This window comes from Paenibacillus pabuli NBRC 13638 (assembly GCF_001514495.1).
GTDB classification, from domain to species: Bacteria; Bacillota; Bacilli; order Paenibacillales; family Paenibacillaceae; genus Paenibacillus; species Paenibacillus pabuli.
The window spans coordinates 819,250-844,979 of sequence record NZ_BCNM01000001.1 but is presented as its reverse complement, the minus strand read 5'-3'; the positions used below and the strand labels follow the sequence as shown (position 1 = coordinate 844,979).

Below are 25,730 nucleotides of genomic sequence, written 5' to 3'. Positions count from 1 at the left end.
GGGCTGGTGCCCTCCCCTTTTACAATTACCGGTTGTTGTAGCGTTCGAGTGCTGCGGTTTGGATTTCAATCGCTCGATCCAGATGTAACGATTTCATTTTCGCGACATAGCTCTCGAACTGATCCACCGGTTCGTTGCCCAGAATGATCTTGATGGTCATCTCATCGACGAGTGTGTTGATATCATTCATGATGGTCGCGTATTCGGAGCTCTCTTCAGGTGTAGGTGTGATTGAAGGCAGATTATATTTGGCGGCCTGTGTATTCTTCCATACCTCAATGGCATCGCGCTGGGTTTGTAATGCAAAGAACTGCTCGGCATACCGTTTATCTTGAACGAATGGACCGTTATAGCTGCTGCGGGCATATAATGAAATCGCTTGTGCAGGAGCGAGTTTATCCGGATTCTTCAGCAGCAAATCCGTGAATTTCGGATAATCGCCTTCCATGTTATAGCTGACACCCTCTTCACCGAAGTTGAAGAACATGTGCCCTTCCTCACTGTAGCCGTAATCCAGCATGCGAACGGCAAGTTCCGGGTCCTTGGCTGCCGTCGTGATGGCAACCGTCCCTTCCGAGGCATAACCCTGATTAAGCTGGCCGAATTTAGGAATATCACCTTTGTTAAGCACCGGATAGGGTGCAGCGACCAGAACGGCATCCGGATCATTTGCTTCTACGAGCGGCTGCCATTTGCCGATCCCTCCGCCTGCGTTACCGACACTAGCGCCCGTAGCGCCAGAAGCGAGGTTACCGTCAACGGATTTGGTATCAGCCGTCGAGATGTTTTTATCAATCAAACCTTCTTTGTACCATTCCTGGAATAACGCCAAGTATTCTTTGAAACCCTCTTCCGCAGGACCAAATTTGACCTGCCCGTCTTCCTGATAGAATCCTCGGTTTACACCAAAGGCCCCCAGGAACGCACCATTACCGGAATCGTTAAAGAATCGTGGCTTACTTACTACAGAGAACGGAGCGGATGCGCCTTTTTTCTCTTTAAAAGCTCTCAGGGTTGTAGTCCACTCATCAATCGTTTCCGGAACCGGCAGTCCCAGCTCATCCAGCCAATCCTTACGAATAATTGGACCCTGGAAGACACGCAGGTACTCATCTCCTCGAACGAACGGGAATACATAGTAGCTGCCATTGTCCGTTTTGACCATCTTGTCGATGTCCGGATTGTCCTGCAGGTATTTCTTCAGATTCGGAGCATACTGGTCAATCAGATCGTTCAGCTTGAGGATGTAACCATCATTGATGGCTTTCTCTGGTCCACCGGGGAAATCTCCGATGAAATTGTACTCCAGCATGTCCGGCAAATCCCCGGATGCCAGCATCACGTTAAAGGATTCTCTGACCTGCCCTGTCGGTGGTGCCGTGAATTTGAGTGGTACGCCGGTTTTTTCCTGCCATTTCTGAAAGAATGGAATTTCGTTGTGCGAATTTTTGACCCCGATCAGGTTTCCGTTAATTTCACCCCAGTACGTAAGCGTCTTATCCGTTTGAATCGGATAGGTAGTTGCTTCCGTTGATCCGCTTGGTGTCCCTTTATCAGCATCGCCCGTTTTACTGTCTCCGGACGAACACCCCAGGATCGTCGTACCTAATAACAGGATCATCAAACTCGTAGCTAACACTTTTCTTCTCATGGACCTTATCCTCCACCTTTTGGGAATGTCTGTGCTCTACCTCAGATTAAGGGAGAGCGCATTGTAGCGATATTCGCAAAAGATAAAATGACATGTTGATTTCGTCAGAACCAAATGATCATTTAGCCAAAACGATAGACGAATTCTTTATATAATCATCTGGAATGCTTTAAATTTGCCGTGTTGGCGCGGGTTTGTGACCGTACTTCTGACATCACAAAAAAACAGACTATGAACAAGGTTCATAATCTGTAACGTGAGTGAATATGAGTGGATTTGAATACATTGAATATGTTGGCCAGGGCACGCCTTCTCATGTTTAGTCCCAGACGACTTCGGTACCTGCGATAAAATCATGTATTGTACGTTTGTCTTCTCGTACAGCAACCATGATGACACTTACAATGAAACCAATGCCAAACGTAATAAAATACACTATTCCTGCAACAACAACTCGCATCAACATGGTTCCAATTCCCGGGGGCTCCTGCGTATCGTATTTTCGAATTCGAATTCCGCAGATGCGTTTTCCAATCGTTCTACCATACCAAAATACGGGCAATAAAATGGAATACAATGCACTTAATATCTTCGCGATCGGTTCATCACTATCAAAGTTTCCTGTAATGAGTCCTGCGATCACCATTAAAGGTAATGCAATAATAATACCATCCAAAAAACTGGCGCCGAGCCTTATCCAAAAACCTGCTTTGTACAAAATGTTTCCTCCAAACTTTCTTTACTGACTTCGATGATTTTTTTCAGCTCACCTTATACCTTTGCAAAACCCTATATTTTACTATGGCGTAAATCACTCCTGCAAGACCAAATAGCCAAATGGATGTCGTTCGGTTCAGATGGTATGTCTCAACGATCACGATAACAAACTCAATCCCCAAAAACCAGAAAACGTTGAACAGCGTTCAGCAACAATCTAGATCCCCTCCCCTATCTAAACACCATTCGTAGGCATTAGGTTACGGGGGAAAATGGATTGGGTTACGATTCCTCGTGAAAAGCTTTCCAGAATGAGCCCTCTGTATTAATGATATTCTTGATCTGGGCAAAAGGAATCGTAAAGGTCGGAAATCCTGCAGCGTACGGAGCGATATCATAAGGGTTAAAGTATAGATGCAATGCATCCGCTGTAACAAAAAACGGCTGATCCGGGCTGATACCCTCATACGTGTCCGGAAAAACATAAGCGTACTGCGGATCATTCTTGATCTGATCTCCTACGATTTTGCTAAGTACCTTCACATAGTCACTGTTCGGCTTAAATAAATCCTTGAGCTCATACATCTGACCGCTGCTCAGATTAATAATCGCATAGATCATCGTTGGCATGCCATGTGCTGCACCAGCCGGGTAGTTATAACCCGTTAGCTTGAGTTGAAGCAATTGCTGCTGGTAGAACGTAATATCAAAATCCCCTGTATACGTGTAATCCAGCTTCTGATTGGCTGGGATGGGCTTTACTTGGGATAGTGCCTTTAACTTGGCGTTTACTGCAAGCTGAACAGCTTGATCGGTTAACCCTTCCAGCTGCGGGTAATACACGAGGTAATCTGGATTGGGTTTATATTTCTCTTCGCGTACTCGATAAGGAGGTTGAAGCGGAACGATTGTATTTTGCCGCCAAATGATCTGTCCCCCACGGTTTACATAGGATACACGCTGGTCGACATACGCCTTGATCAGCTCGGGAGCGACTACCTCCAATGTCCCTGAACCTTCAACACGGGGGTATCCCGATGCAGGTCGCCCATTTAGATCCAGAAAGAACGTTTGTGTTCCATTGGTCGCTGAAGCCAGTCCTCCCTTATAATTCGCTACATCCGTATATACAAAATCCGAAAGCCTGCTGCCGCTGACCTCTGCAATGGCATAAACCGAACCCAGAAAAGACTGACCCGGATCAATCGCTTGCCCCAGGGCCAGCCGATGTTCTCCCAGATCTCGAATATCATTGTAGGCGGGTTGGATCGTAAAATTGCCCTGTGTATTAATAACGCCATAGATGAAATTGTAATCCTTCGCTGTATTCACAATAGCGTACCCACCATTAAACGGAAAAGCCGAGGTGAAGCTAGGCTGGATTCGGATATGCCCCCTTTCGTCGATATAACCGTATTTACCCGATGTTTCTTTCTGAAAAGGAAGTAACCCGTCACCCTGAGGTCCTACATAGGCATACGGATACGTCGCCAGCCGCTGACCATTCCTGTCGATTAACGCATATTCATTTTCTTTGATCTGCACAACAGCCTTGCCATCCTGAAAATCGTTCGCTGAAGCGAATTGCGCCCGAATTACCTCATTTCCAGAGGTGTCCAAATACCCGTAACGACTGACTTCCCCGCCTGCCTGACTGCTGTCTGAAAGGTAAAACAGCGCTCGGCCGTCCTTTACATTCGCAATGAACGGATACGCCCGTTTGGTCAGAACGGTACCTTGTTCATCGATCATCTTGAACCCTTGAGCATCGATAACAATAGCCCGACCTTCTGCAAAAGAGTTAATGGAATCGTATACAGGTTGAACGACAAATTGGCCGTTAAGATTGATAATGCCTGCCTTCCCGTCTTTTACTACAACAGCCAAACCATTGCTCTGAAAATTCTGGGCATCGTCAAGTATTGGTTCCAATCGAATACGACCCTGCGCGTCCATATAACCCCACCGGATTCCAGTTGTTGTTCTGACCGAGACGGGAAATAACCACGTCGTTTCACGTGCATGGGGAAGACCCTCTGGGCCGATGGCTTGCCTGATCTTCTTTTCCAACTCAAGCAGAACCTCACGTGAAGGATAGGGTTTGTTGATGCTTAACGCTTTTTGGACAGAAACGAGTGCAGCAGGAAATAAGCCGGCTTTATACTGAGCGTCCGCAAGATAGTACCAATAGAAAAGGTAATCTGGATGTTGTTCTACCAAGGGTTCGTAATACTGTATGACTTTAAGAAAGTAATACGGATATACATCTGTTGCGGGAACCCAGTTCCCATTTTGCCAGCGGATGATCTCGACCCGATAAGCTTCACCTGTGTCATGAATCCAGAGTGCAATCTCCACTTTACCGTCTCTGCCGTGGTGACCCGGCATATCGATAATCTCTGCATGGCTGTAATACAGATCTTCTGGCGCCAGATCCGTCAGTCCGTTTTCCGTCCAATCGTATACCGCGAGCTTCGACCAGATCGCACCAATTTGCCAGCCAACAATGAGATTATTCCTCGCCGTGGACGTCACAGATGCTGCTGTCAGCAAGGTAACGCCATAACCCAATCCTTTAGTCAAAGACATCTTGATCCAGTGACTTTGGTAAAATTTCAGAACAAGAAGCATTAACTCTCCGCCCTGCTGATACACAGCAGCGATCTCGGGCATACCGTCTCCCGTAAGATCAGAAGCGTAAATCGCCGGATGTTTGACCGGTTTATCAATGGTGACGATAGTCGCGTCAGCCGGGATATGTTGATTGACAATTTGCGTTAACAGAGGTTCACTCATGGACATGCCTGTTTCCTCCTTAAGACAGCATTCGCCTAATGTATGGGTATGCATCATAAGCGAGGATATGACATCTGAGCAAAACTAACCGTTTCTTTGAAGGAAAATCGTTGAATCTAATAGCAAAATCATAAAAAAAGAGCAGTCGTTAAAACCGCTCTTTTTGGGTAAGTATCCCTAATTATTCTTGTAAATTCACTTTCTGGCCGTTCAACATCAGATAATTCACTTCGTTAACTGGTATTGGGTGAGGTGAGATCCACTTCATCAAATTATCATCAAGATTCAGAAACCCCGGTTTGGCGAGAATGCTCGTGCCATCATTCAGATAAAGTTCTATATGAAGATTCTCAGGGAGGATTTGATCGATCCCTTTGCCCATAAGCGTAACACCGAGGGAAGAGACCTTAATCTCTGTACGTATATCCTCATTCATCACCAGCGTTGTTTCTCCAGTTTTACTTAATGAATCTTGCTTCAGATCAAAGGTCGTTTTCCATTGCCCCGTAATGAACTGATCGTAACTGGTAAAGTTTCCTTTAAGTTGAAGATGATCAAGTTGACTAATATCTGAAATGTCAAAAATATACTCCTCATAATCCCCGCCGTATCTAGTACCACCTTTGGTATAAGAGCCATAGGAGACACTGTTCATGGGGATATCCTGCTTGTTCCCTTGATCATCCGTGAAGAAAAACTCTCCATGATTGTATCTACCCATCTCGTCATCTGGATTAATCTGAATATGCAATTTCCCATCAACGAAACCTATATTGGATATATACATCCAATCGATCCCAGGCAACTTGATATGGGTCTGATCCTGACGAAGGACATGAATGAATTCCTGTTCACTTAATTCCAGAGTGGAAGGACCTCCCCACCCGCTAATCCAGTCTTCGAGTGGATCAAGCGTATCAACTTCATTCTGCTGCTTATTACTCAGGAGTTCTGAGAGGTTGAGCCCAGAATCATAATTCTCTTCTTTAGAGGCACCTGATAAAAAAGAACGAATCTGGACGCTCATTCGATTGCTGAACCTTTTTCCCTGCACCAAGAATCGGACAATTGCTGTCCTCTCAGCTGCATCATACTGTACTAACTGTGCGTTATTTGCCCGACCACCTGATACATGAAAATCATAGACATCAAGCGAAGCATTCACTCGGTCTGCCGTTAAATCCGTGAGGGCTACATAGATTTCAGTTGTGCTGCCGTCTCGAACAGCACCAAGCGTCTGCATCCGTATGCCCTGATCTTCACTGGTCTTGTTTACGGGATGAAGAATGTTGATTCGATCTACGCCTAGAAATTGTAACATGGCTGAAAGGTCAATCACTCCCATGGCAGCTGCTGCACCTGTAACAATAGATAAAGACAAGATGGCTGCAATGGGAATATAGATTATCTTAAGGATTCTCCTATTATATTGTCGTGTTCTATTCTGCTGTGAATTACGTTGAGAATTTGCCTCAAGGCCTGCTTTTTCATTAAATAATTTCTTGATATGGTTTAGGTTCTGTTCCGTAAAATGATCTCCTGGATTCGACATGGGGATCACCTCCTTTATTTCTTTTGTATCCACCACTCACGCAGTCGTTGTTTTGAACGATAAATTTTGTTGTGAACCTGTCTGATGTGCAAAGACAAAGCTTCCGAGATTTCCAATGGCTTCTGCCCTTCGTAGAATCGACGCTTCAGAATCTCTCGATCAGGTTCGGGAAAGGATTCAATAGCTTGCTCCAATTCTTGATGCCTTTCTTTACTGAGCAATTGAGAAAGTGTGTCCTCGGTTTGAACATAATGAATGCTCTCTTCATACGTAATTTCACTTCTGCGATTCCATTTCCGGTAACGATCAATGGCCTTGTTCTTCGCAATGGTAGCTAAATAATTTTTCAAACTACTGCGCTCTGGCTGGAAAGAAAGTGGATTTTGCCAAAATGAAAAAAAGGCGTCTGCTACACATTCTTCGACTTCTTCAGAAGAGACATTATGTAATATAGAATAAACAATTTTCCACAACAATCCGGCATACTGGTCCATCACCCATTCCATGGCTTCATGGTCACGCCTTGCAACTGCTTTCCTGATCTGTTCTTCCTTCATGCTCACCCTCCCTTCTATATTAGATTCGTTTCAGAAACGTAATTTACTCAAATTCGATAAAAAAAATTGCAGAGGCTTTCGCTTCTGCAATTCTTTAAGGGTATATCGATTCAGGATGATTCCTGAGTGCTGAGTTGTACATACTGTGTGAGGCAGCAATAATGAAACAGCAAACGCTCTTCACTACTGTTCCCCAAAGCAATTTTCCGGCCCTCTTCAATCATGTGTTCCAACACTTCACGAAGGAAATTCATCTGAAACCTCGAAGTATCCGTAACCAGCTGCTCCAATATGTCGATATCTCTCAGAGTGAATTGGGATAATCCCCGAAGCAACAACTCTTCGGACCAGCTGCTGATCCTCTGCATCAACTGACTATAGTCTTCCAAATCTCTCCGTCCTTCCATAGCCCGTATCCAGTTTCAGATTGATCACCGTTTGACCCTTCAGGAAACTGATCGGGTATATCCGTGGTTGCTCTATACGCACAAAAGCATAGAAGTGTTCGAGTGCCCCTGCACCATAACTCGACTCCAGTCTTTTGATCAGGGTTTGCCATTCCGCAGAATAAGGAAGCGTCAGGTCCAATGTCTCTCCCTTTTCACTCTCTATCGTAAGAATAAGGTCCTGTACTTGTTTATCAAAGCGCTTCTCTACAATTCTAGCAACCTTAATCATCGCCAGTTGCTCTTTCGGAACAGAAAACAACTCAAACGGTCGTGAATGCTCATCAAGTAGGGAGGCTGCATCTTGCATATACTTGCCCAGATTCACAGCTTCCACTTCTGTTCGGGACAATAGTGTAAGCTTCGCACTTTCTCCGGAGGAAAGCCTATGCTCTTCATTTACTTTCACCGCGCGAAACTGCACCTCTTCCCCGGCAAATTGACGAAAACTCAGATTGGGCAGCCATGGCGTGAAGGAACTGTAATGCTCAGTATATGAAAACTGATGATCTTCATAGTATACAGCCCGCACATCACTGTAGGTGTATATTTCCTGATCATCAAAACAATAGAAATAATAAGTAATTCCACGGTAACCGGATCGCGTCTCCCACGCATCTGCACCCAAACCATACAAATGCAGTGCAGGGACCGTAAAATATTTACTGCGAAAACGGCCAATGAGCTGGCTCTGCTTTAACGCAGATACCTTTTCTTCTTCAAGTACCTGGAGTGCAAGAACCAATTTGCTCACCCGATCAAGCAGGGACTGCATGGAGAAACGTACATGTCTGTTGAAAAACAACTGCAATTCTCCCTGAATCCCGCGTAAACTCCGCTCCACGTCAGGGAGTTGACCACTATGAGCAGCAATGGCCATTGTCTCCAATTGGGCCATATACGATTGTGGTAGACGAGCAAGTCCCGTCTTTAACAGATCGGTCAGCATGGAGCGACATTCTCGCACGGTTTGAATTGAAAATTTGGCATCATGGACTTTTTCGCTTAAGTCTTCCGTATCATTCAAACCATGTTGCATCCGGTACCGCAGCAGCGCTTCAAGCTTGGCCATATGGCCAGCCGTTTGTTTTACTTTGCACAGAGCCTTGGCCAGACTCGCTTCTTCTGTAAACGAGACCTCAATCTCTTGCTTCACCAGACGCACCGTTAGAAGAGAATCGTCCACTACTTCAATCTGCTCCGGATATCTTAATCGGAACAGAACTTCTTCAATCAAGGAGGAACTATACGATTTAATTAAAGAAGAAATATCCGCTTCAATCATCCAGTGGAATCGGGATTCCGTTACTAGAGGATGATTATCTGGAGCTTGCACTGCCTTAGGATCATCGACATTAGACACAGACTCCAACTCTTCAGATGACGCGTCTACAGCCTGATTCACTTGATCCTCAGCTTGGTATTGCCGTTGATAATATAAAATCGATATCAGGACATGTTTGCAAATATTGTCTGCCGGGCAGGAACACTCCCAATGATCCAGTGTATGTTCAAGTGTACATTGTGTACCATCGCTCAACTGACAACTCACAGAGGCTACATCCCAGGTGTATTGCACACTAACGCCGTTATCCAACTCTTTCAGAGAACGTTTATACAATCCTTTGTTGGCATACCGAATCAGATAATCTTCAGTACACAACTTCGCAAATATTCCGAATTTCTGTTCAAATTCACTCACGTGATCAGCGTCCTGACGCTCTTAAAATATCATAGATGGTTTCACTGAACACACGACCCGCGATTTCACCCAACGCAATCGCCTTGTGATCGCCATAATAATAGTGTTTCTGACTGCCTGGTTTAAAGAAATGCAGAGATTCCAGCGTAATCTCTTCCAATCCTTCATAATACGTGATACTCGTACCACTGAACCGCAATTCGGCGACAAGATCTCCATACTCTTTGTAAAATTCATGATACCAACCGCCATCCTGCGCGGGCCCTTTGATCCAGCCGTACTTCTCCAGTGCTTTGGGGAAGGCAGTAGGTGAGAACTCAGATTCTGGCAAGCGATCATATTCAATCTTGTTTTTGTCTTCCTCCTCAAGCACATGAATTTCACGATTCAGCTGTTCAAAAGGCTGCTTGATCTCGTAATCCTCCAGCTGTGTTTTCCATCCTTCGAGCACAGCCTGATCCAGTTCGAGTGGATGAATCAGTCCCACCAGCGAACCTGAGGGAAGTTCATATTCATCCTCATCGACGGTATTAAACGTGCCGTCCTCCATATAACGGAAGGTGTTGACCAGTTGGCCATCTTCATACGTACCCCAGATCAGACCTACAGCGAATTTCTGCATAATTACATTTTGTACAAACAGTGCTGTCCAGTCCTCAGCAGCCCACAGACGTTGCTTGGACAATGATTCCTCCAGACGTTGTGCCTGTATGCTAACCATTGTTTTGAGATCCTTTTTCAGTTGAGTGAAACGAGCCTTGGACTGTGCGGCAAGTTCAGCATCATCTTTCTGTGCAGGGGCAGGCAAGCTTTTCACCGATTTTCCCGTTTCTTCATTCAGGACAACGACCTGCAGATCTCCATTCACTTTAATGAGGAATGAACGCTCACCGTAGCTCAATTGCATCGTTCCATTCTCATCAAAACCAAGTGTGGTGACGAGTCGATCTTCCAGCTGTTCCGAGGTAAGTCCACTATTTTCCGCTGCCAGCTGCAACGCTTCTTCAGCCGCACCTTTAACCTGGCGGTTTTTCACACTACGTTTAATCTTATCAATCGCCATGAGAGCGGATGGTTCCTTAAGATAGGCCAATACTTTTACAGCATCTGCTGCAATGGCGCCTCGGCTGTTTTCTGTCCATTCCTTAATTTGTGGAGCCAATATATTGACAATCTGAACGTCACCAAAGAGGGCAGAGAGATACATCACCCACTTCTCCTTCGCGGAAGCACCCTCCTGAATCCACAACTGGAGCAGCTCACCAGCAAAACGTGCTAACGATTCCTCGCTTACATACTCGCGTAGTTCATTCAGTCTTTCGTTCGGCGCAGATGTATGATCTATTGATTGCACCAAGAGATATTGCTTGATTCGATCATCCAAAGGTGATTTGTCCTCTAAACGCACCAGAGAAGGAAGATCGTTCAGAGACAACCAGCTTAGTCTGGCCAGTTTTTTGGCATCTGCCTGATCTGCAAGCGCAGCATGAGCATACTCCGGGCTTTGATCTGCGGTATCCAGCAGAATTTGAATCAGGTTCTTCCAGTCTGAAGATTTCTCACTATCCAGAAGCTCACGATAGATCACCTTGCTATGATCCAAACTTCGAATGGCACTCAATGCCATTTCTTTCACACCCACTTTTTTCTCCGAACGATATATGGCGGTATACAGGTCTGGGTCAGGTGTCCGATTGAATTCAGATAACGCCACTCCATTTGCCTTTTTGGAGGAATCCTGCAACCCGGCACGAATCGCTTCGGCCATTTGTTTTGTTGAAAGTTCGTGACGTTGTTCAAAGGTAATTTCCAAAACAAGAATACGTGTGTCGGTTGGCAGTTTCTTGTACTGTCCAATCGCATAATCGAGATTGTGCTGAATGATTCGGCGATATTCATCCTGAGGCATTGATCTGTACCTGTAATCGGTCATGCCATTGAGCGAAAGTAGGCTAGACAGCAATTTCTCTTTTTGCACCTCTGGATCATGACCATAACGTTCAAGCAGCTTCTCACCGCTAAACGCATAAGATTGATACATATCAGAAACGATATCCAGTGTCCACTCGGGATACGTGGTCAGAATCACGAATCGACGCATTGCCTCCGAATCCAACGGCAGGAAACTAATGCTGATCAGGTTATGGACGCGCTTTTTGTCCCGATTCAGATTATTAAACAGCCCACGACTATTCGGGTCTTCCCAGTATTGTTCAAGTGTGCTTTCTCCGTTCAAATATCGTGCAATGGCTAACCCCTGTCTTCCTCCATCTAATGGATGGCGAAGCGCACTGAATACAGCTTGTTCAACGGTCTCATCCACATCGGGTACAGCAATTCCATCGTCCTCCAGTATTTTTTGAATACACAATTTGAGGAATGGGGCTTTTAATAGGTGATATGCACGAATAGCCTGCTGCGGTTCACTCACAATCGCTGATTTCAGAAATTGCCATGGTATGGTGTACGCTTCGAGTTCGGTTCGCAACGTTTCAATCAGTTGATAGGGCTCATCTAAGGGCACCAATCCGGACAGCAGCTCATTGGCATTCTTGGCCCTTGGGTCCATTCTTAACAAGTAACGCCGAACTTCAAGTGGATAGATCTCATGTAATTGGTGTATGGCTTCAAGCAAAACTGAACCGGTCTCCCCTTTGTTTTCGAGAAAACGCTGTTTGCCACCACTGATGTTAACCATATATAACAAGGCACTGCTCACAAGGATCATTGTCTTTTCAAACACACTATAAGACAGCTGCTCTTTTTTGGAAAGAGACGTATCCGAATAGTTCTCAGCGACCACCTGTTGCCGCTTCTCCTGAAGGAATTCCTCCTTCAATTCATAAGCAGATCTGTTATGTTTGGTCTGGAAATTGCAAACCGCGAGAGGTTCGATCAATGTATGCAGCTCTTGCTGCAGCTTACTTGGTTCACTCGTCATCACATGTTGGAACAATGCAGGGAGAGATTGAGTGAGCTGCTGCACCTGTGCCCGATGAGAAGCTTCAACACCTAGATCTGAATATAATCGAAGAAGGAGCATGCCATTAATTACATCCTCGAAATTGCCCTTCAGTCTGCTCTTGATCTCCTCCTGAATTTCCTTTTCTCCAGCAAACTGAATGATTTTCTCCAAACGTGACAACAACCCGCCTATGTGATCATTGCTTTTGCTCTTCCAACTCAATCCACGGGCTTCAGATTCGTTTCCAAGACAAATCGTAAGTCCATCGGTTCTCCATGAATTCCTTCTGGAATAAGTGGATTCCATATGAATGACAATAGCCCCTGCCCGAAAAAAGAGTTCTCCGTCATCCTTTTTGGCAAGTTTCAAGAGCACATCGATCGTCTGGTACGCATAATGACTGGATTTTCCTATCAGATCAGGGAATTTGTCTGTCGTTCCCATTACATAATCTACGATTTCCGAACTCCGGTCCGTTTTCAACGAATATTCGTTTGAACATACCTCTGCAAATTTCTCCACCAAAGCTTCCACTGCACGGTCTGCGGTAAGCATTGCACATTCCTCCTTGATATGATTTTATAAGTGATTTGTATACAACCAATGAATTCATCATTTTATAACATTCGACTTATCTCGCTGCTCAAGTAATAATCTCGCCAATCCAATCCGCCAACTCATTAGGTGTAATTGCAGCTACATGTGCACCCATATTGGATAACGTCTGCGCAGCATGTTTGTTGTACACGGTATCTCCGTTAAAATCGAGCGCAGTCAGCACCAGCAATTTGCAGCCCGTATCCAGAATATCCTTGCATGCTTTATACATGTGCTGGATAGGGTAACCCTCCTCCAGATCACTAACGAGAATGTATATCGTTTTTGCTGGATTTTCGATTAACGTCTCACCATAACGGAGTGCTTTGGAAATATGCGTTCCCCCGCCAAGCTGCACATTCATAAGCACATCTACCGGATCTTCCAGCCTGTCACTCAGATCGACCACCTGTGTGTCAAAAATAAATAATTTCGTTCGCAATGCATTCAGACGATAGAAAATGCTGGCCATCACCGAACTATAGATGACTGAATCCAGCATGCTACCACTTTCGTCCACGCCAATAATGATATCCCACTTGTTATGGGACTGGATATTCCCGTCAAAATATAGACGTTCAATGACAAATCTGCGATTGTTTTTGTCATAGTTTTTCAAGTTCTTGGTGATGGTTTGCTTGAAATTCAGGTTACGCAAGGAACGCACCGAACTGGATGCATAGCGGCTGCGTTTCCCTGTAATGCTCGCTCTGGTCTGAGATTCCAGCTGGCGTCGCAGCTCTTCAACCACGATTCGAACGATTTCCTTGGCGCTCTTTAACACGTCGCCTTTCATTCGCCCTTTAAATTGCATAATATTCTTAAGCAGGTTCATATTGGGTTCAAGTGACTCAAGCAGCTTCTTGTCGGTTAACAATTCAGTCAACCCATAATGATCAAGCGCCTGTTTTTCCAATATTTCAACCGTTGATTTCGGGAACAATTCCCTGACTTTATGCAGCCATTTGGGAACGGTCAGATTCGAAGGACCTTGGCCTCCCCCTTTTCTGTAACCCTGCTCTTCCCCGTATTCGCGATGATACAGATATCCCAGAATCTCATCGACTTCGGTATATTTAAAATCATCAGGGGAGTAATCTTCTGCATTGGACAGCCCCTCATCGGCGGATTCACCCAGAATGAGGCGCCAACGGTTTAAGGTTTCCGCCCGGTTAAGCTCTGCTTTGTCTTCCACATTTTCCTTGGTTGTATCCAGCTCAGTCAGATCAGTTTCCATGCGTCAAACTCCTTCCGAAGGGCTTCATCCCATGTTTTCGTCTGAATCAGCGTTCGCTCGTCAATGGAAGACCAGGACATCTCTTCGATCTCTACCTGATGCAGGTTCGCAACCCGATCCGCAATTAGGCCTGTCTCCATTGGAGTGAAGTAAGTAAACGCCAATCGAAGTTCAGGGATCATTCGAATAAATTCTTCATAATCAAGTTGCTCGATCAGATAATTCAACTCCGATAAGAGCTGATCTTCATACAAAAAAGCGTCTCGGGCTACAGAGAACACGCCCTGTAGATAAAGAGCAGTCTGCCGAGTCTGTTCCTGTGATCCCCGAATGTACCCGCGTGCCCGATCCACAATCTCTTCCCTGAGTCTGTCCCCAAGTCCTGAAGATATGGCAATACATACCCCCTCCAGCTGCGCCGGGAGTTGGCTGTCTGACAGAAGTTCATCCAAATGTGCCCGGAAGGTATCATCCCGAAAATGCTCTTCGGACGAATCTGCCAGCATCGCAAGCAGCTTCAGTCCCTGGACAATCGCTTCATGTTCGTCCGGATTCGTTCTTGAGAGCTGCATCAGTTTGTCAACTGCATGGTTATAGGCTTCGGATACGAGGTTAAGGAGCTGCTCTTCTTCAGACAACCCAAGAAGTCTGCGATGCTGCTGTATTCGGTTCAACAGATGAAGACTTTCACACAACGACAGGAAATTTCCATCCTTTCGGAGCGCCGACTTCACTTGTTCATACAGCTTCATTGCTGTATCCTGCAGGCCCATAAGCAGAGCTTGAAGCATGGATTTGGCCAGGTCACCGCTGTGATGATCCGGTATTTCCTTCATCTCTTCTTCCATTTTGCGCGTAGCAGCTTCCCTAATCGTGCCTCCATAGAGTGAATTCTCGATCAATCGTGCCTCAATTCTGGAGGAATAGGTGTATACCCACGTCTCCCGAACAAGGTTCATGTCTCGCTGTGCAATCCAATCCGGTCCCGATTGCCGCTTTGCAAAATCCGGAACGAGATAAACGATACATTGAAACAATTGACTTTGCCGACGATGATCTGGTTTGGCATATACATCAAGTACTTTCTTATGTTGGCCTGTAGTACGAATTTGAAGTTTGGACTCGGTACAACGTTCTTTGAAATCCTCAACGATCGGAATACTGAATGGGTTGGGAGCTACTTTTCCTATGACATCCCCGGTTAGCAATTGGTGCAGTTCTTGCAGCGGTTTGTCTGAAGCTAACGTAAGTTCCCCCTTAACAAAAGAAGAAAGGGTTGCATCCATCAGCTCATAGACACCGCCTTCCCTTTTCCCTCTCAATCCTGCGAGGCCCTGAACCATGCTGTATGCCTCAATGGCGTCGCTGGTAGATACATGTTCATGTCCTTCCCTCACCTTGTGGGTTAATCGGGACAAGAAGTCCAAAGCGGTAACATTATACACGGAGTTCTTTTGACGAAGCAGTTGGGTCCAGATCAGTTCGTAATAATTCACGTAAGGCATGCCGCTCGCATACCCATTCAGCCGATCCGCTTCGGCAAACGTGTAGACCATGGGATACATCTGCTGATGTACCGAATTCTGATCCCGGACTTGCTCGTTCAACGTCATCCCTGCAGAGTCCGGTTCAGGATGCTCCGACATCAGAAGACCATACGTATGAAATCCACCCGTGATCACAAGCACACGTTCATACTCCCGTCCGGCTTGTTCAATACGTTTCTTCATATGCGCTTCTCTGGCCAGATCGCCTGTACTGTGCAGCTGCTCCGCTGAATAACACATCCGGGATAAGGTGCAATATGTGAATACATCCTGTACAAATCCCTGTGTCGCCTTCTCCAATCCACTAATCTCAAATACGTTCTCCCATAACTCATCGAAACTTCGAGAGTTTGTTTGTTGACATAATCGGTGGATAAACTCAGAGCCTGCAAGCAATGACTCGTCTTGAATGGAAATCTCCCGTTGTTCGGCCTTGTTGGGCTTAGCGAAATGATGGTAGTCAAGGTCAATAAATTGCGCTGGAGTACCCAATCTTGCAGCTTCCTTCAAAGCCACATATTCAGGCGAGTACCGAAGCATCGGGTAATAACAGGCCGCTCTCTCCTCTTCACTCTCATAGGTGTAGTAAAGACTGACAGGAGGTTGTGTCGCCTCATCAGCCAAAACATCAAGCAGCGGATTCCCGCTCTCCGGCCCTTCAATTAGAATGATGTCGGGCTTGTATTCTTCAATCAATCGCAGCAAATGATAGGAACAGACCGGACTATGATGGCGTATGGGAAAATAAAGCGTTCCGTTGTTCAGGTTATAAACCTGGGACTCAAATAGATTCCGTAACTGGGCAACATCCTGCTCAGCCTTTCCTGTTAACCGATCCATTTCTTCTCCTCATAATAGTCCCTCCAAATCTCTTCTGCCTTGGAACGCTCCTTCACGACCTTGGAGAAGTAGGTTTTGAGGATGGACAGATCCTTCTCGCTTTCTTTTGCTATCGTCCCCAGCATGTTTTGCACCAGTCGATCTAATGTAATTCCCTTGTCTTCGTAGTAATAAGAAGTCATGGCACTCTGTACATATACAGATACCGCTTCAGCTGTGCTCATGGATGCTTGGGGAGTATCCAGCTTGTAACCTTCCCGCGTCATTCCCGTGCGAAGCTCCATAAACGTCGTGGCCAGCAATTCAACCACATCTGTATGTATCTCGATGTCTATTCCGCTATGTAATAACAGGCTGCGTGCCTGGGATTCAATAATTTTGGCTTCCATTTTCACATTACCGATCGGTTTGATCGTTTCAAAATTGAAACGTCGCTTCAATGCACCACTCATTTCATTGACACCCTTGTCACGAATGTTCGCCGTAGCAATCACGTTAAACCCTGGTTTGGCAAACAGCACACCGCCATCCAGTTCAGGAATACTCATCACCTTGTCACTCAGAATACTGATCAGACTATCCTGCGCTTCAGCAGGGCAACGTGTAATCTCTTCAAAACGGGTAAGAATCCCTTTCTTCATCCCGTTATATAGCGGTGAGGGTACAAGTGCCGCCTCTGAGGGGCCTTTATCCAGCAGCATGGCGTAATTCCAGGAATATTTGATCATGTCTTCGGTTGTACCTGCCGTGCCCTGAATCGTGTTCAGGCTTGTTCCCGAGATGGCTGCGGTCAGCAATTCACTGAGCATGGTTTTGGCTGTCCCGGGTTCCCCTACCAGCATTAAGCCCCGATTGCCTGCCAAGGTCACCACAGCACGTTCAATCAGTACATCGTTGCCATAAAACTTCCGCGTAATGGGAACCTCTTCACCGTCCAGAATGGCGGGCTTATCTCTGCCAATAATAAAATCTCTGACATAGGCCGGGGACAGCAGCCAATTTGGAGGACGTTTTCCTGAATCTTCTTCTCGCAGCGCCCTTAATTCTGTGTCATATAATGTCTCGGCGGGTGGCTTAAGCATCTCCATCGTCAAGGTTTCTCCTCTCATACAAACAGATCGTATGTTCTTATTAGTGCTATTTTATCACAGGGGTCTTATAACGAATGCGGAAATCGATAAAAATGGTTGAAACGTCCTTCTTATCAGCATTTCGTATAAGCACATGGTCAGGGTTCATAGCACAATTGTGCACTTCTTTTTCCCTTTATTCTTACATATAGTTATAGATGGAACTGAAATTCATTTTGCTGTTTAAAACGTGCTTTGGTTACAGGTCCTACGTCCCTATTGCTCATTAAACGATTCGTATGATGTTTCAAGCAGATTAAGCCCTGAATCATAAAAAAAACACAGGTTAGCACCTGTGTTTCACATGCATCTACACGATAGCCCTACATTCTTCTTCCACATGATGCGGAATACAGCTCATACCATTCATACCTTGTCAACTCTGTGTTGACAGCGTCCCGACAAGCCAGAATACGCTCTGGACGAATTGAACCGATTACGGGTTGGATTCCTGCCGGATGCTTCATTAACCAAGCCAATACGATCACTTCCGGGGTAACTCCTCGCTCCTTCGCCATCCGATCCACCAATTGGGATGTATGCTCGATTTCCGGGCGTTGTCCCTCAACGACCCTGCCTGTAAATCGACCCTGCGCGAGCGGCCCCCATGCCTGCAGTTGAATATGCTCTGCCTGACAATATTCCATCGTCCCATAAGGAAATACATTGTCTTTGGCTTGGGGCCGGTTAACAGTTACTCCCGCCTCCACAAATCCGATTTTATCCAAACTCATCTCAAGCTGGTTTACAATCAAGGGCACGCTGCTATGCAGTTGAAGAAGACGAATCTGTTCGGAGCCCATATTGGATACGCCAAAATGACGGACTTTGCCAGCTTGATGCAGTTTCGCCAGTGCTTCTCCAATCTCTTGCGGATGCGCAAGCGGATCAGGACGATGAAGCAATAAAATGTCCAGATACTCCACGCCCAAACGCGCAAGAATGCCATCCACACTTGCTTGAATATGAGCACCGGAAGAATCATACCGCTGAGGGCCCTCGTCATCACCAACGAGACGTATGCCGCATTTGGATTGCAGGAAGATCTGTTCCCTTAGCCCCTTCCGCTCTTTTAAGACGCGGCCCATGACATGTTCTGCTTTACCTCGTGTGTAAATATCCGCCAGATCATAATGGTTAACACCAATCTCAAGGGCTGCCTCAACAGCCTTGTGACCTTCCAGTACTAGATCTTCGGTAATCGGGAGACCATCCCACTCGCCTCCGAAACGCATACAACCAAGTACAAGCGGACTTGCGGGTATCTGATGGTGGTGCAGGGGCAGCTGTGATTTGGACATGGTGCACTCTCCTCGGTTTGTTATTTTTCAAGTTTCTTTCTATCCTGTTTCTTCTTTACCGTCTCTATATTTACCTGCTATATTATCCCGAGTTCATTTTTAAATTGAAGCCATTCTGGTTACACTGGGTTCTCTTATCATATTTGTTTATTGAAAACAATGTTTCAATCATTCTAATATTGAATATATGGATGGTGCAGGCTTTTCGTATGAAGCCACCGAAATTAACATATGATCTATGACCCCTTAGATAAGGGCGCATGACATTAGGAGCTTTTGATGAGAGGAGATTAACCATTTGAGCACAAATGAAACTTCACAGTCTGAGTTCTTCACCAAGGAATTTACCCAGAACCCCTACCCTGTTTATCAAAACTTGAGAGAAAGCGATCCGGTGTTCCGAGTCATGTTCCCCCATGGCGAATTCGGCTGGATTATCACACGATACGAGGATGCAGTCGAAGTATTGAAAGACAATCGCTTCAGTAAGGATATAGTCAAACGTTACGGATCAGATCAGCAGAGCATTTTCGTGCATCACATGCTTTTTGCGGATCCACCTGACCATCGCCGCTTGCGCGGACTTGTACAGAAGGCTTTTACTCCCCGATTGATTGAAGGCATGAGAAGCCATATTCAGGATATTGCGGACGATCTTCTGGATAATCTCCATTCCGAGGAGAAGATGAATCTGATCGATGAGTTCGCTTTTCCGTTACCGATTATTGTCATTAGCGAAATCCTCGGTGTACCTCTTGAAGATCAGGACAAATTCCGGTTATGGTCCAACACCATTATCGATGCGACAAGTGCGGAGAATGATGATGTGTTTGAGCAGCATGCTCAAGAGTTCATTGATTACCTGAATGCCTGGTTCGCCAAAGTACGTGAGCAACCGGGTGACGATCTGATCAGTCAGCTCGTAGTGGCAGAGGAATCAGGGGAACAGCTATCTGAAAAGGAACTGCTTAGTGTTGTGGCTCTGCTGATTATCGCCGGACACGAAACGACGGTTAATCTCATCGGCAATGGCGTACTTGCCCTTTTGGAGCACCCGGATCAGCGCGACCTGCTGCTCAAGCAGCCTGAGTTAATTCATAATGCTGTTGAGGAAATGCTCCGTTATAACGGTCCGGTTGAATTCAGTACATCCCGCTGGGCATCAGAGGACATTGAATTTCATGGACATAACATCGCTGAAGGTGAACTTGTTATCGTTGCGCTGGATTCAGCCAATCGGGATGAAGAGAAATTTAAGGATGCGGATGTTTTTGACATCACTCGCGAGAAAAGTTCGCATCTGGCTTTTGGCAAAGGCATTCACCTTTGTCTGGGAGCTCCTCTTGCGCGACTGGAAGGCGAGATTGCCATCAGCACGCTGCTTCGCCGCTTTCCCGAGATGCAGCTTCAGGCTGATGTTAATGAACTTGAATGGAGATCTGGCATGATTGTTCGAGGTGTCAAGGAAATTCCGATCCGGCTTAAATAAGTGTTCACTTGGAGTTATAGAGAGCGAGGAAGTCAACTAGATGGAAATAAACACTATTGTTTTGATTGTATTTTTACTTCTTATCCTTATCTTATTGGTTCGGGTCACCAGTCTTCAGGCCCAACTGAATGAATTGAAAAGGGATGTAGAGCGCTTGGAGAATGGTGCAGGTGTTACTGCACAGTCCTCTTTAAGCTATAGCTCTCCTTCCATGAATAGTTCTCCACCTTCACCGAATCAGACTGATTGGACCGAACTTGATAAGGAATTACAGGCACTTGCGCAACAGGGCAAAAAAATAGTAGCGATCAAGAAGGCTCGTGAAGCCAAAAATCTGTCTCTTAAAGATGCCAAGGACTATGTTGAGTCTCTTGAACGCCTATAATTAATGTTCATAGAATCCCCAAACTCCCTGCAAAGTTTGATGCTTTCAGTTGATTTGTTTTCTGACTGGGAGCAATGATCTATGTGGGGAGTTTACTTTTTGCCGAGAGCATGATAAAGTTATTTCAATATTTATAGAAATAAGAAATAAAGACGAAAGGAGCGATATTGATGCAACCCCATTCGATTGAAACGGAACAGGCCGTCAAGATTCATAAAGCACTGGGTGAACAAACGCGATATAAAATCATTCAGATTCTTGCGAGTGAAAGCAACCTGTGTCCTGCTGATTTGGAAAATCGCCTTGTAACGGTGGCGCTCTCCACCTTATCTCATCACCTGAAGCAGCTATCCGATTGTGGTTTGCTGACATCTCAAAAGAAAGGTACGTATATCTACTACAGCCTGAATACGGATGTTGTACAGAGATTCGTCCCTTATTTGTTCGGTAAATAAAATTTTTGATCTTTATTTCGATAATACTAGAAATACAGAATCAATGGTTATTATATTGGTATTGTCTATTCAACTTCATGGAATATAAAGCATCATTGTGGCATTAATTACTTGGTGCTTCCGTTCTCTCGTCTTTATTTCTATATTTTTAAAAATATAATAATAATCAGAAAGAGGTTTTTTGCTCATGTCTAACACATGGAAAATCTATGTTCTCGCTTTGGTCAGCTTTCTTGTAGGGACCTCCGAATATGTCATTGCGGGTATTCTGGACCGGATCTCTGAAACCATGAATATTTCATTAATTGCTGCGGGACAGCTGATTACGATTTTCTCGCTCGTTTATGCGCTTGGTACACCTATCATTATTGCCTTAACTTCTCGCATGGATCGACGCAAGCTGCTGCTCTATTTCCTAGGTCTGTTTGTCGTTGGTAATGTCTTGGCCTACCTGTTGCCCGGATATGGGCTCTTTATCGCTGCACGAGTCCTGATGGCTCTTGGAGCCGGAGTCGTCGTTGTTACAGCCCTGACAGTTGCAGCCAAGATAGCCGCTGAAGGCAAACAGGCCAGCGCCATCGCAACAGTCATTACCGGGTTTACCGCCTCATTGATCGTAGGAGTTCCACTGGGAAGAATGGTTGCTGCGGCTTGGGACTGGAAACTTGTATTTGCAGGCATCGCAGTTTTGGGAGTAATTGCCATGGTGGTTATCGCATCTACGATCCCGTCATCTGAAGGGGAAGCACCGGTTCCTTTGAAAAAACAATTAGCCTTGCTTAAACAACCTCGCATCGGATTTGCGCTGCTTGTCACCTTTTTCTGGCTAGGAGGCTATTCCATTGCCTATACCTATATTTCGCCTTACCTGGTCTCTATTGCGGGCATGAGCGAAACGCTATTAAGCTCCGCTTTGCTGGCATTTGGCATCGCAAGTCTGATTGGTTCCAAATCCGGAGGATACAGTGCTGATCGTTTGGGAGTAAAGCGAACACTCCTCTTGGGTATGGCCTTGCATGTCATAAGCCTGATGATGCTGAACGTCACGGCCCATTCAGGTGCGACCGTCTTCATTGTATTGGTTCTGTGGTCATTCGTCGCCTGGTCTTCCGGTCCAACACAGCAGTATAATCTCGTTACTATGGCCCCGGAATCATCCGGGATTATGCTCAGTCTGAACAGTTCGGTTATGCAGCTGGCGATGGCTGCTGGTGCCGGTGTAGGAGGAATTGCCGTCAGTGCAGTTTCGTTGTCATCCATCACCTGGATTGGAGCTGCAGGAGTTGTGATTGCAATGATCATTATTATTCTTGCCTACCGTCCGGCGAATACCTTAGCAGCACAGACAGATTCTTCTAATGTTGCATAAGGACGTGTCAGTTCAGAAAAAGAATAGTACCAAACAAAAAGAGAGGCACTGTAACTTTACAGCAGCCTCTCTTCCTTATTCATTCTGTATAATACCTTATTGTGCCGTTACCGCACCATCAATTGGATAAACAGCGCCATTAATGTAAGGAGCTTCATCTCCAAGCAGGAAGGATACCAGATTGGCGATTTCTTCAGGCTTGCCTAGTCGTCCGGATGGAATACTGTCAATGGTGGCTTTGAACACTTCAGGATTATCCTTGCCAAACTGAACCACCATTGGTGTCTCAATCGTACCTGGGGCAATGGCATTTACACGGATATTTTCCTTACCATACTCAATGGCCGCTGTACGTGTCAGTCCAACTACACCATGCTTCGTTGCTGCATAGGGTGCAACTGCCGGAACACCAACAATACCTGCAGTAGATGCCGTGTTAACGATTGAACCACCACCTGTTTTGAGCATTTCGGTAATCACGTACTTTAACCCGTAAAATACACTTCTCAGGTTAATATCAATGATCTGGTCAAACTGCTCGATGGTATGCTCAATTAATTTAATACCAGGACCAGCGATCCCGGCATTATTAAAGAACATGTCAATTCGGCCGAATTCCTCGATCGTTTTGTTCACATAATTCTCTACTTCGTTCGCCTTGCTTACATCCGTTTGTACAAAAATGGCTTTACCGCCCAGCTTCTCAATCTGTTTTACCGTTTCCTGGCCGGCCTCTGCCACGAGATCAACGACCACAATGGATGCGCCCTTCTCAGCCAGCTTCAGGGCGGTCGCTTGGCCCAATCCACTTCCTGCTCCAGTGATAATTGCTACTTTTCCTTTGTGACTCATTCTGATCTCCTCCATGTGTGTTCGTCATCGTCATCGGATTGGTTCATTCTATATGAAGCAGTATTGCGTCGGAATGCAACATATGTAGGGTAAAAAGCCTTGAATCCTGCCTGACCTTACCTATTCTAAAGGAGTTACAATTTAAAAACAAATCATATAATATGAGTGCATACTATAATATTCATCACATACTAGACACCTCAAGAAGGGGTATTCCTTCATAAAAACGTGTATCGTTCCCCTTCTTTTTGGTGAGATGTACAGTTTAATTTCATACAATACATTGTCAGATCAAAGTTTAACAAAGTCCGATTAATACTACTAAGGCAAACCTAATACTTATCTTAGCAAATTGGTTTTTGCCAGCTCGATCAGCTCATCGCCACGCCCATTCAGTACCGCTTTCATCATCCATAAGGTGAAGCCTTCGGCCTGTTTCATATTAATCTTCGGAGGCAGGGACAGCTCCTGGCGATTCACCACGACGTCGATCAGTACAGGACCATCATGCTGCAGTGCACGTGCTACAGCCCCTTCCAGATCAGCCGGATCCTCAACACGAATTCCCTCCAGGCCCATTGCTTGGGCTACCATGGCAAAGTTGGGATTTACCAGTTCGGTACCGGATTCAAGCAGACCCGCAGCCTTCATCTCCAGTTCAACAAAGCCGAGTGCTCCGTTATTAAACACGACAACTTTAATTGGAAGATTATGCTGTTTAAGCGTCAGAAGATCCCCCATCAGCATGGCAATCCCGCCATCCCCGGATAAGGATATCACTTGTCTTCCCGGATCTGACACCTGCGCTCCAATGGCCTGCGGAAGAGCATTCGCCATGGTACCATGACTGAATGAACCCAGCAAGCGGCGATTGCGGCTCATTTCAATGTAGCGAGCTGCCCAAACGGTTGGTGTACCTACATCACAGGTAAAGATCGCATTTTCGGCTGCAGCATCGCTGATGACCTTGGTTAAGTACTGCGGATGAATTGGCGTCTTTCCGGGTTTTCCTACGGCAAGCTCATCCAATTCTTTACGCACTTTCTGGTAACGTTCCACACTTTTATGCAAATGTTTGTCGCTATGCTCTTCCGTCAGATAAGGCAGTAAAGTTTCAATTGTAGCTTTCACGTCTCCACATACCCCGTAATCCAGCTTGGTACGACGACCAAGATGTGAAGACTGAATATCCACTTGAAGTACCACAGCATCATCAGGGAAGAATTGACGATACGGAAAATCCGTTCCCAGCATCAACAGCACGTCACAGTCCATCATGGCATGGTAACCGGAGGAATACCCAATTAACCCGGTTAGGCCTACCGAGTATGGATTATCATACTCCAGATATTCCTTGCCTCGCAGAGCGATAACCATAGGAGATTTCAAGCGATCGCAGAGCTGCATGAGTGGTTCACGCGCACCAGCACAGCCTGCTCCGCACAGCAGAGTAATTTTTTTGCCTTGATTCAGGAACCCTGCCAGTTTCCGCAGCTCAGGTTCGGAAGGATGTACAATAGGCTGGGTTGGATGATACACATGCTCCGGTACGGGCAGATCGGCCGCTTCCAGAGCCGCTACGTCCCCTGGCAGTATAATGACCGATACGCCTGAGCGCGCAACCGCAGTTTGCATTGCCATGGTAAAGGAACGCGGCATCTGTTTGGCCGTTGTAATCACCTCACAATAATGACTGCATTCCTGAAACAAATACTCTGGATGAGTCGCCTGGAAATACTCACTTCCGATCTCATCACTGGGAATATGCGCAGCGATGGCAAGTACCGGTACACGATTCCGATGACAGTCGTACAGACCATTAATCAAGTGCATGTTTCCTGGTCCGCTGCTGCCTGCGCATACTGCGATACTTCCACTTACTTGGGCATCTGCCCCGGCCGCAAAAGCAGCCACTTCCTCATGGCGGACATGAATCCATTCAATTTTACCCGAACGACGGATGGAATCGAGTACCGCATTCAAGGAGTCTCCAACGATACCATAGATGCGTTTGATGCCTGCGTTCAATAATGCTTCGACCAGAACGTCTGCTATTGTTTTTTTCATGTCAGGTCGGGTCTCCTTTTTTCGCTTATTTTGAGTTATGTTTCCACCGGGTTAAACTACCTATTCTTATACCCC

At 45.8% G+C, this 25,730-nt stretch carries 18 protein-coding genes; 4 read left to right on the top strand and 14 right to left on the bottom strand.

Features of this window, described 5'->3' with window-relative positions; genetic code table 11:
• Positions 1 to 25: 25 nt before the first annotated feature.
• The 12 genes from PPA03S_RS03310 to PPA03S_RS03255 all read right to left on the bottom strand — a co-directional run bounded on the left by PPA03S_RS03310 (position 26) and on the right by PPA03S_RS03255 (position 19,038).
• Positions 26 to 1,651, bottom strand: coding sequence for an extracellular solute-binding protein (locus PPA03S_RS03310; protein ID WP_062319742.1), 1,626 nt, complete (start codon positions 1,649 to 1,651; stop codon positions 26 to 28).
• A 319-nt stretch (positions 1,652 to 1,970) separates the two neighbouring features.
• Positions 1,971 to 2,369, bottom strand: a complete 399-nt coding sequence (locus PPA03S_RS03305) for an RDD family protein (protein WP_062319740.1) — start codon at positions 2,367 to 2,369, stop codon at positions 1,971 to 1,973.
• Positions 2,370 to 2,650: 281 nt separating this feature from the next.
• On the bottom strand, positions 2,651 to 5,170 hold the full coding sequence (locus tag PPA03S_RS03300; protein WP_062319738.1) for a WG repeat-containing protein: 2,520 nt from the start codon (positions 5,168 to 5,170) through the stop codon (positions 2,651 to 2,653).
• A 175-nt stretch (positions 5,171 to 5,345) separates the two neighbouring features.
• Positions 5,346 to 6,716, bottom strand: a complete 1,371-nt coding sequence (locus tag PPA03S_RS03295; RefSeq protein ID WP_062319736.1) for a hypothetical protein — start codon at positions 6,714 to 6,716, stop codon at positions 5,346 to 5,348.
• 14 nt (positions 6,717 to 6,730) lie between these two features.
• Positions 6,731 to 7,273 carry a sigma-70 family RNA polymerase sigma factor gene (locus PPA03S_RS03290; protein ID WP_062319734.1) on the bottom strand — a complete coding sequence of 181 codons (543 nt, stop codon included), beginning with the start codon at positions 7,271 to 7,273 and terminating at the stop codon, positions 6,731 to 6,733.
• 110 nt (positions 7,274 to 7,383) lie between these two features.
• Complete coding sequence (locus PPA03S_RS03285; protein WP_217998913.1) at positions 7,384 to 7,680, bottom strand: hypothetical protein; 297 nt, start codon at positions 7,678 to 7,680, stop codon at positions 7,384 to 7,386.
• Entirely contained in the window at positions 7,649 to 9,421 is a 1,773-nt protein-coding gene (locus PPA03S_RS03280) for a hypothetical protein (RefSeq protein ID WP_062319730.1), read from the bottom strand. Before PPA03S_RS03280 ends, PPA03S_RS03285 begins: the two co-directional genes overlap by 32 nt.
• Positions 9,422 to 9,425: 4 nt before the next feature.
• Positions 9,426 to 12,941: a DUF4132 domain-containing protein gene (locus PPA03S_RS03275; protein WP_062319728.1), complete on the bottom strand. Its 3,516-nt coding sequence runs from the start codon at positions 12,939 to 12,941 to the stop codon at positions 9,426 to 9,428.
• A gap of 88 nt (positions 12,942 to 13,029) precedes the next feature.
• On the bottom strand, positions 13,030 to 14,220 hold the full coding sequence (locus PPA03S_RS03270; protein WP_062319727.1) for a VWA domain-containing protein: 1,191 nt from the start codon (positions 14,218 to 14,220) through the stop codon (positions 13,030 to 13,032).
• Positions 14,205 to 16,607, bottom strand: a complete 2,403-nt coding sequence (locus tag PPA03S_RS03265) for a DUF5682 family protein (protein ID WP_062319725.1) — start codon at positions 16,605 to 16,607, stop codon at positions 14,205 to 14,207. The genes PPA03S_RS03270 and PPA03S_RS03265 overlap by 16 nt, the downstream gene beginning before the upstream one ends.
• Entirely contained in the window at positions 16,595 to 17,695 is a 1,101-nt protein-coding gene (locus PPA03S_RS03260) for an ATP-binding protein (RefSeq protein ID WP_062319723.1), read from the bottom strand. Before PPA03S_RS03260 ends, PPA03S_RS03265 begins: the two co-directional genes overlap by 13 nt.
• Positions 17,696 to 18,060: 365 nt before the next feature.
• On the bottom strand, positions 18,061 to 19,038 hold the full coding sequence (locus PPA03S_RS03255) for an aldo/keto reductase (RefSeq protein ID WP_062319721.1): 978 nt from the start codon (positions 19,036 to 19,038) through the stop codon (positions 18,061 to 18,063).
• A gap of 298 nt (positions 19,039 to 19,336) precedes the next feature.
• Here PPA03S_RS03255 and PPA03S_RS03250 point away from each other — a divergent pair, with 298 nt between their 5' ends.
• The 4 genes from PPA03S_RS03250 (at position 19,337) to PPA03S_RS03235 (ending at position 22,736) form a co-directional block, all read left to right on the top strand.
• The gene (locus PPA03S_RS03250) at positions 19,337 to 20,527 is read left to right on the top strand and encodes a cytochrome P450 family protein (protein WP_062319720.1); all 1,191 of its coding nucleotides are present in this window, start codon (positions 19,337 to 19,339) and stop codon (positions 20,525 to 20,527) included.
• A 40-nt stretch (positions 20,528 to 20,567) separates the two neighbouring features.
• Positions 20,568 to 20,912: a hypothetical protein gene (locus PPA03S_RS03245; protein WP_062319718.1), complete on the top strand. Its 345-nt coding sequence runs from the start codon at positions 20,568 to 20,570 to the stop codon at positions 20,910 to 20,912.
• Between the two features lie 170 nt (positions 20,913 to 21,082).
• Positions 21,083 to 21,367, top strand: a complete 285-nt coding sequence (locus PPA03S_RS03240; RefSeq protein WP_062319716.1) for an ArsR/SmtB family transcription factor — start codon at positions 21,083 to 21,085, stop codon at positions 21,365 to 21,367.
• Between the two features lie 187 nt (positions 21,368 to 21,554).
• On the top strand, positions 21,555 to 22,736 hold the full coding sequence (locus PPA03S_RS03235; protein ID WP_062319714.1) for an MFS transporter: 1,182 nt from the start codon (positions 21,555 to 21,557) through the stop codon (positions 22,734 to 22,736).
• 96 nt (positions 22,737 to 22,832) lie between these two features.
• Here the strand turns inward: PPA03S_RS03235 and PPA03S_RS03230 are convergent, their stop codons facing one another.
• Together PPA03S_RS03230 and poxB are read right to left on the bottom strand one after the other, a co-directional pair.
• Complete coding sequence (locus PPA03S_RS03230) at positions 22,833 to 23,588, bottom strand: SDR family NAD(P)-dependent oxidoreductase (RefSeq protein WP_062319712.1); 756 nt, start codon at positions 23,586 to 23,588, stop codon at positions 22,833 to 22,835.
• Between the two features lie 339 nt (positions 23,589 to 23,927).
• The gene (gene poxB / locus PPA03S_RS03225; RefSeq protein WP_062319710.1) at positions 23,928 to 25,655 is read right to left on the bottom strand and encodes a ubiquinone-dependent pyruvate dehydrogenase; all 1,728 of its coding nucleotides are present in this window, start codon (positions 25,653 to 25,655) and stop codon (positions 23,928 to 23,930) included.
• Positions 25,656 to 25,730: the final 75 nt, after the last annotated feature.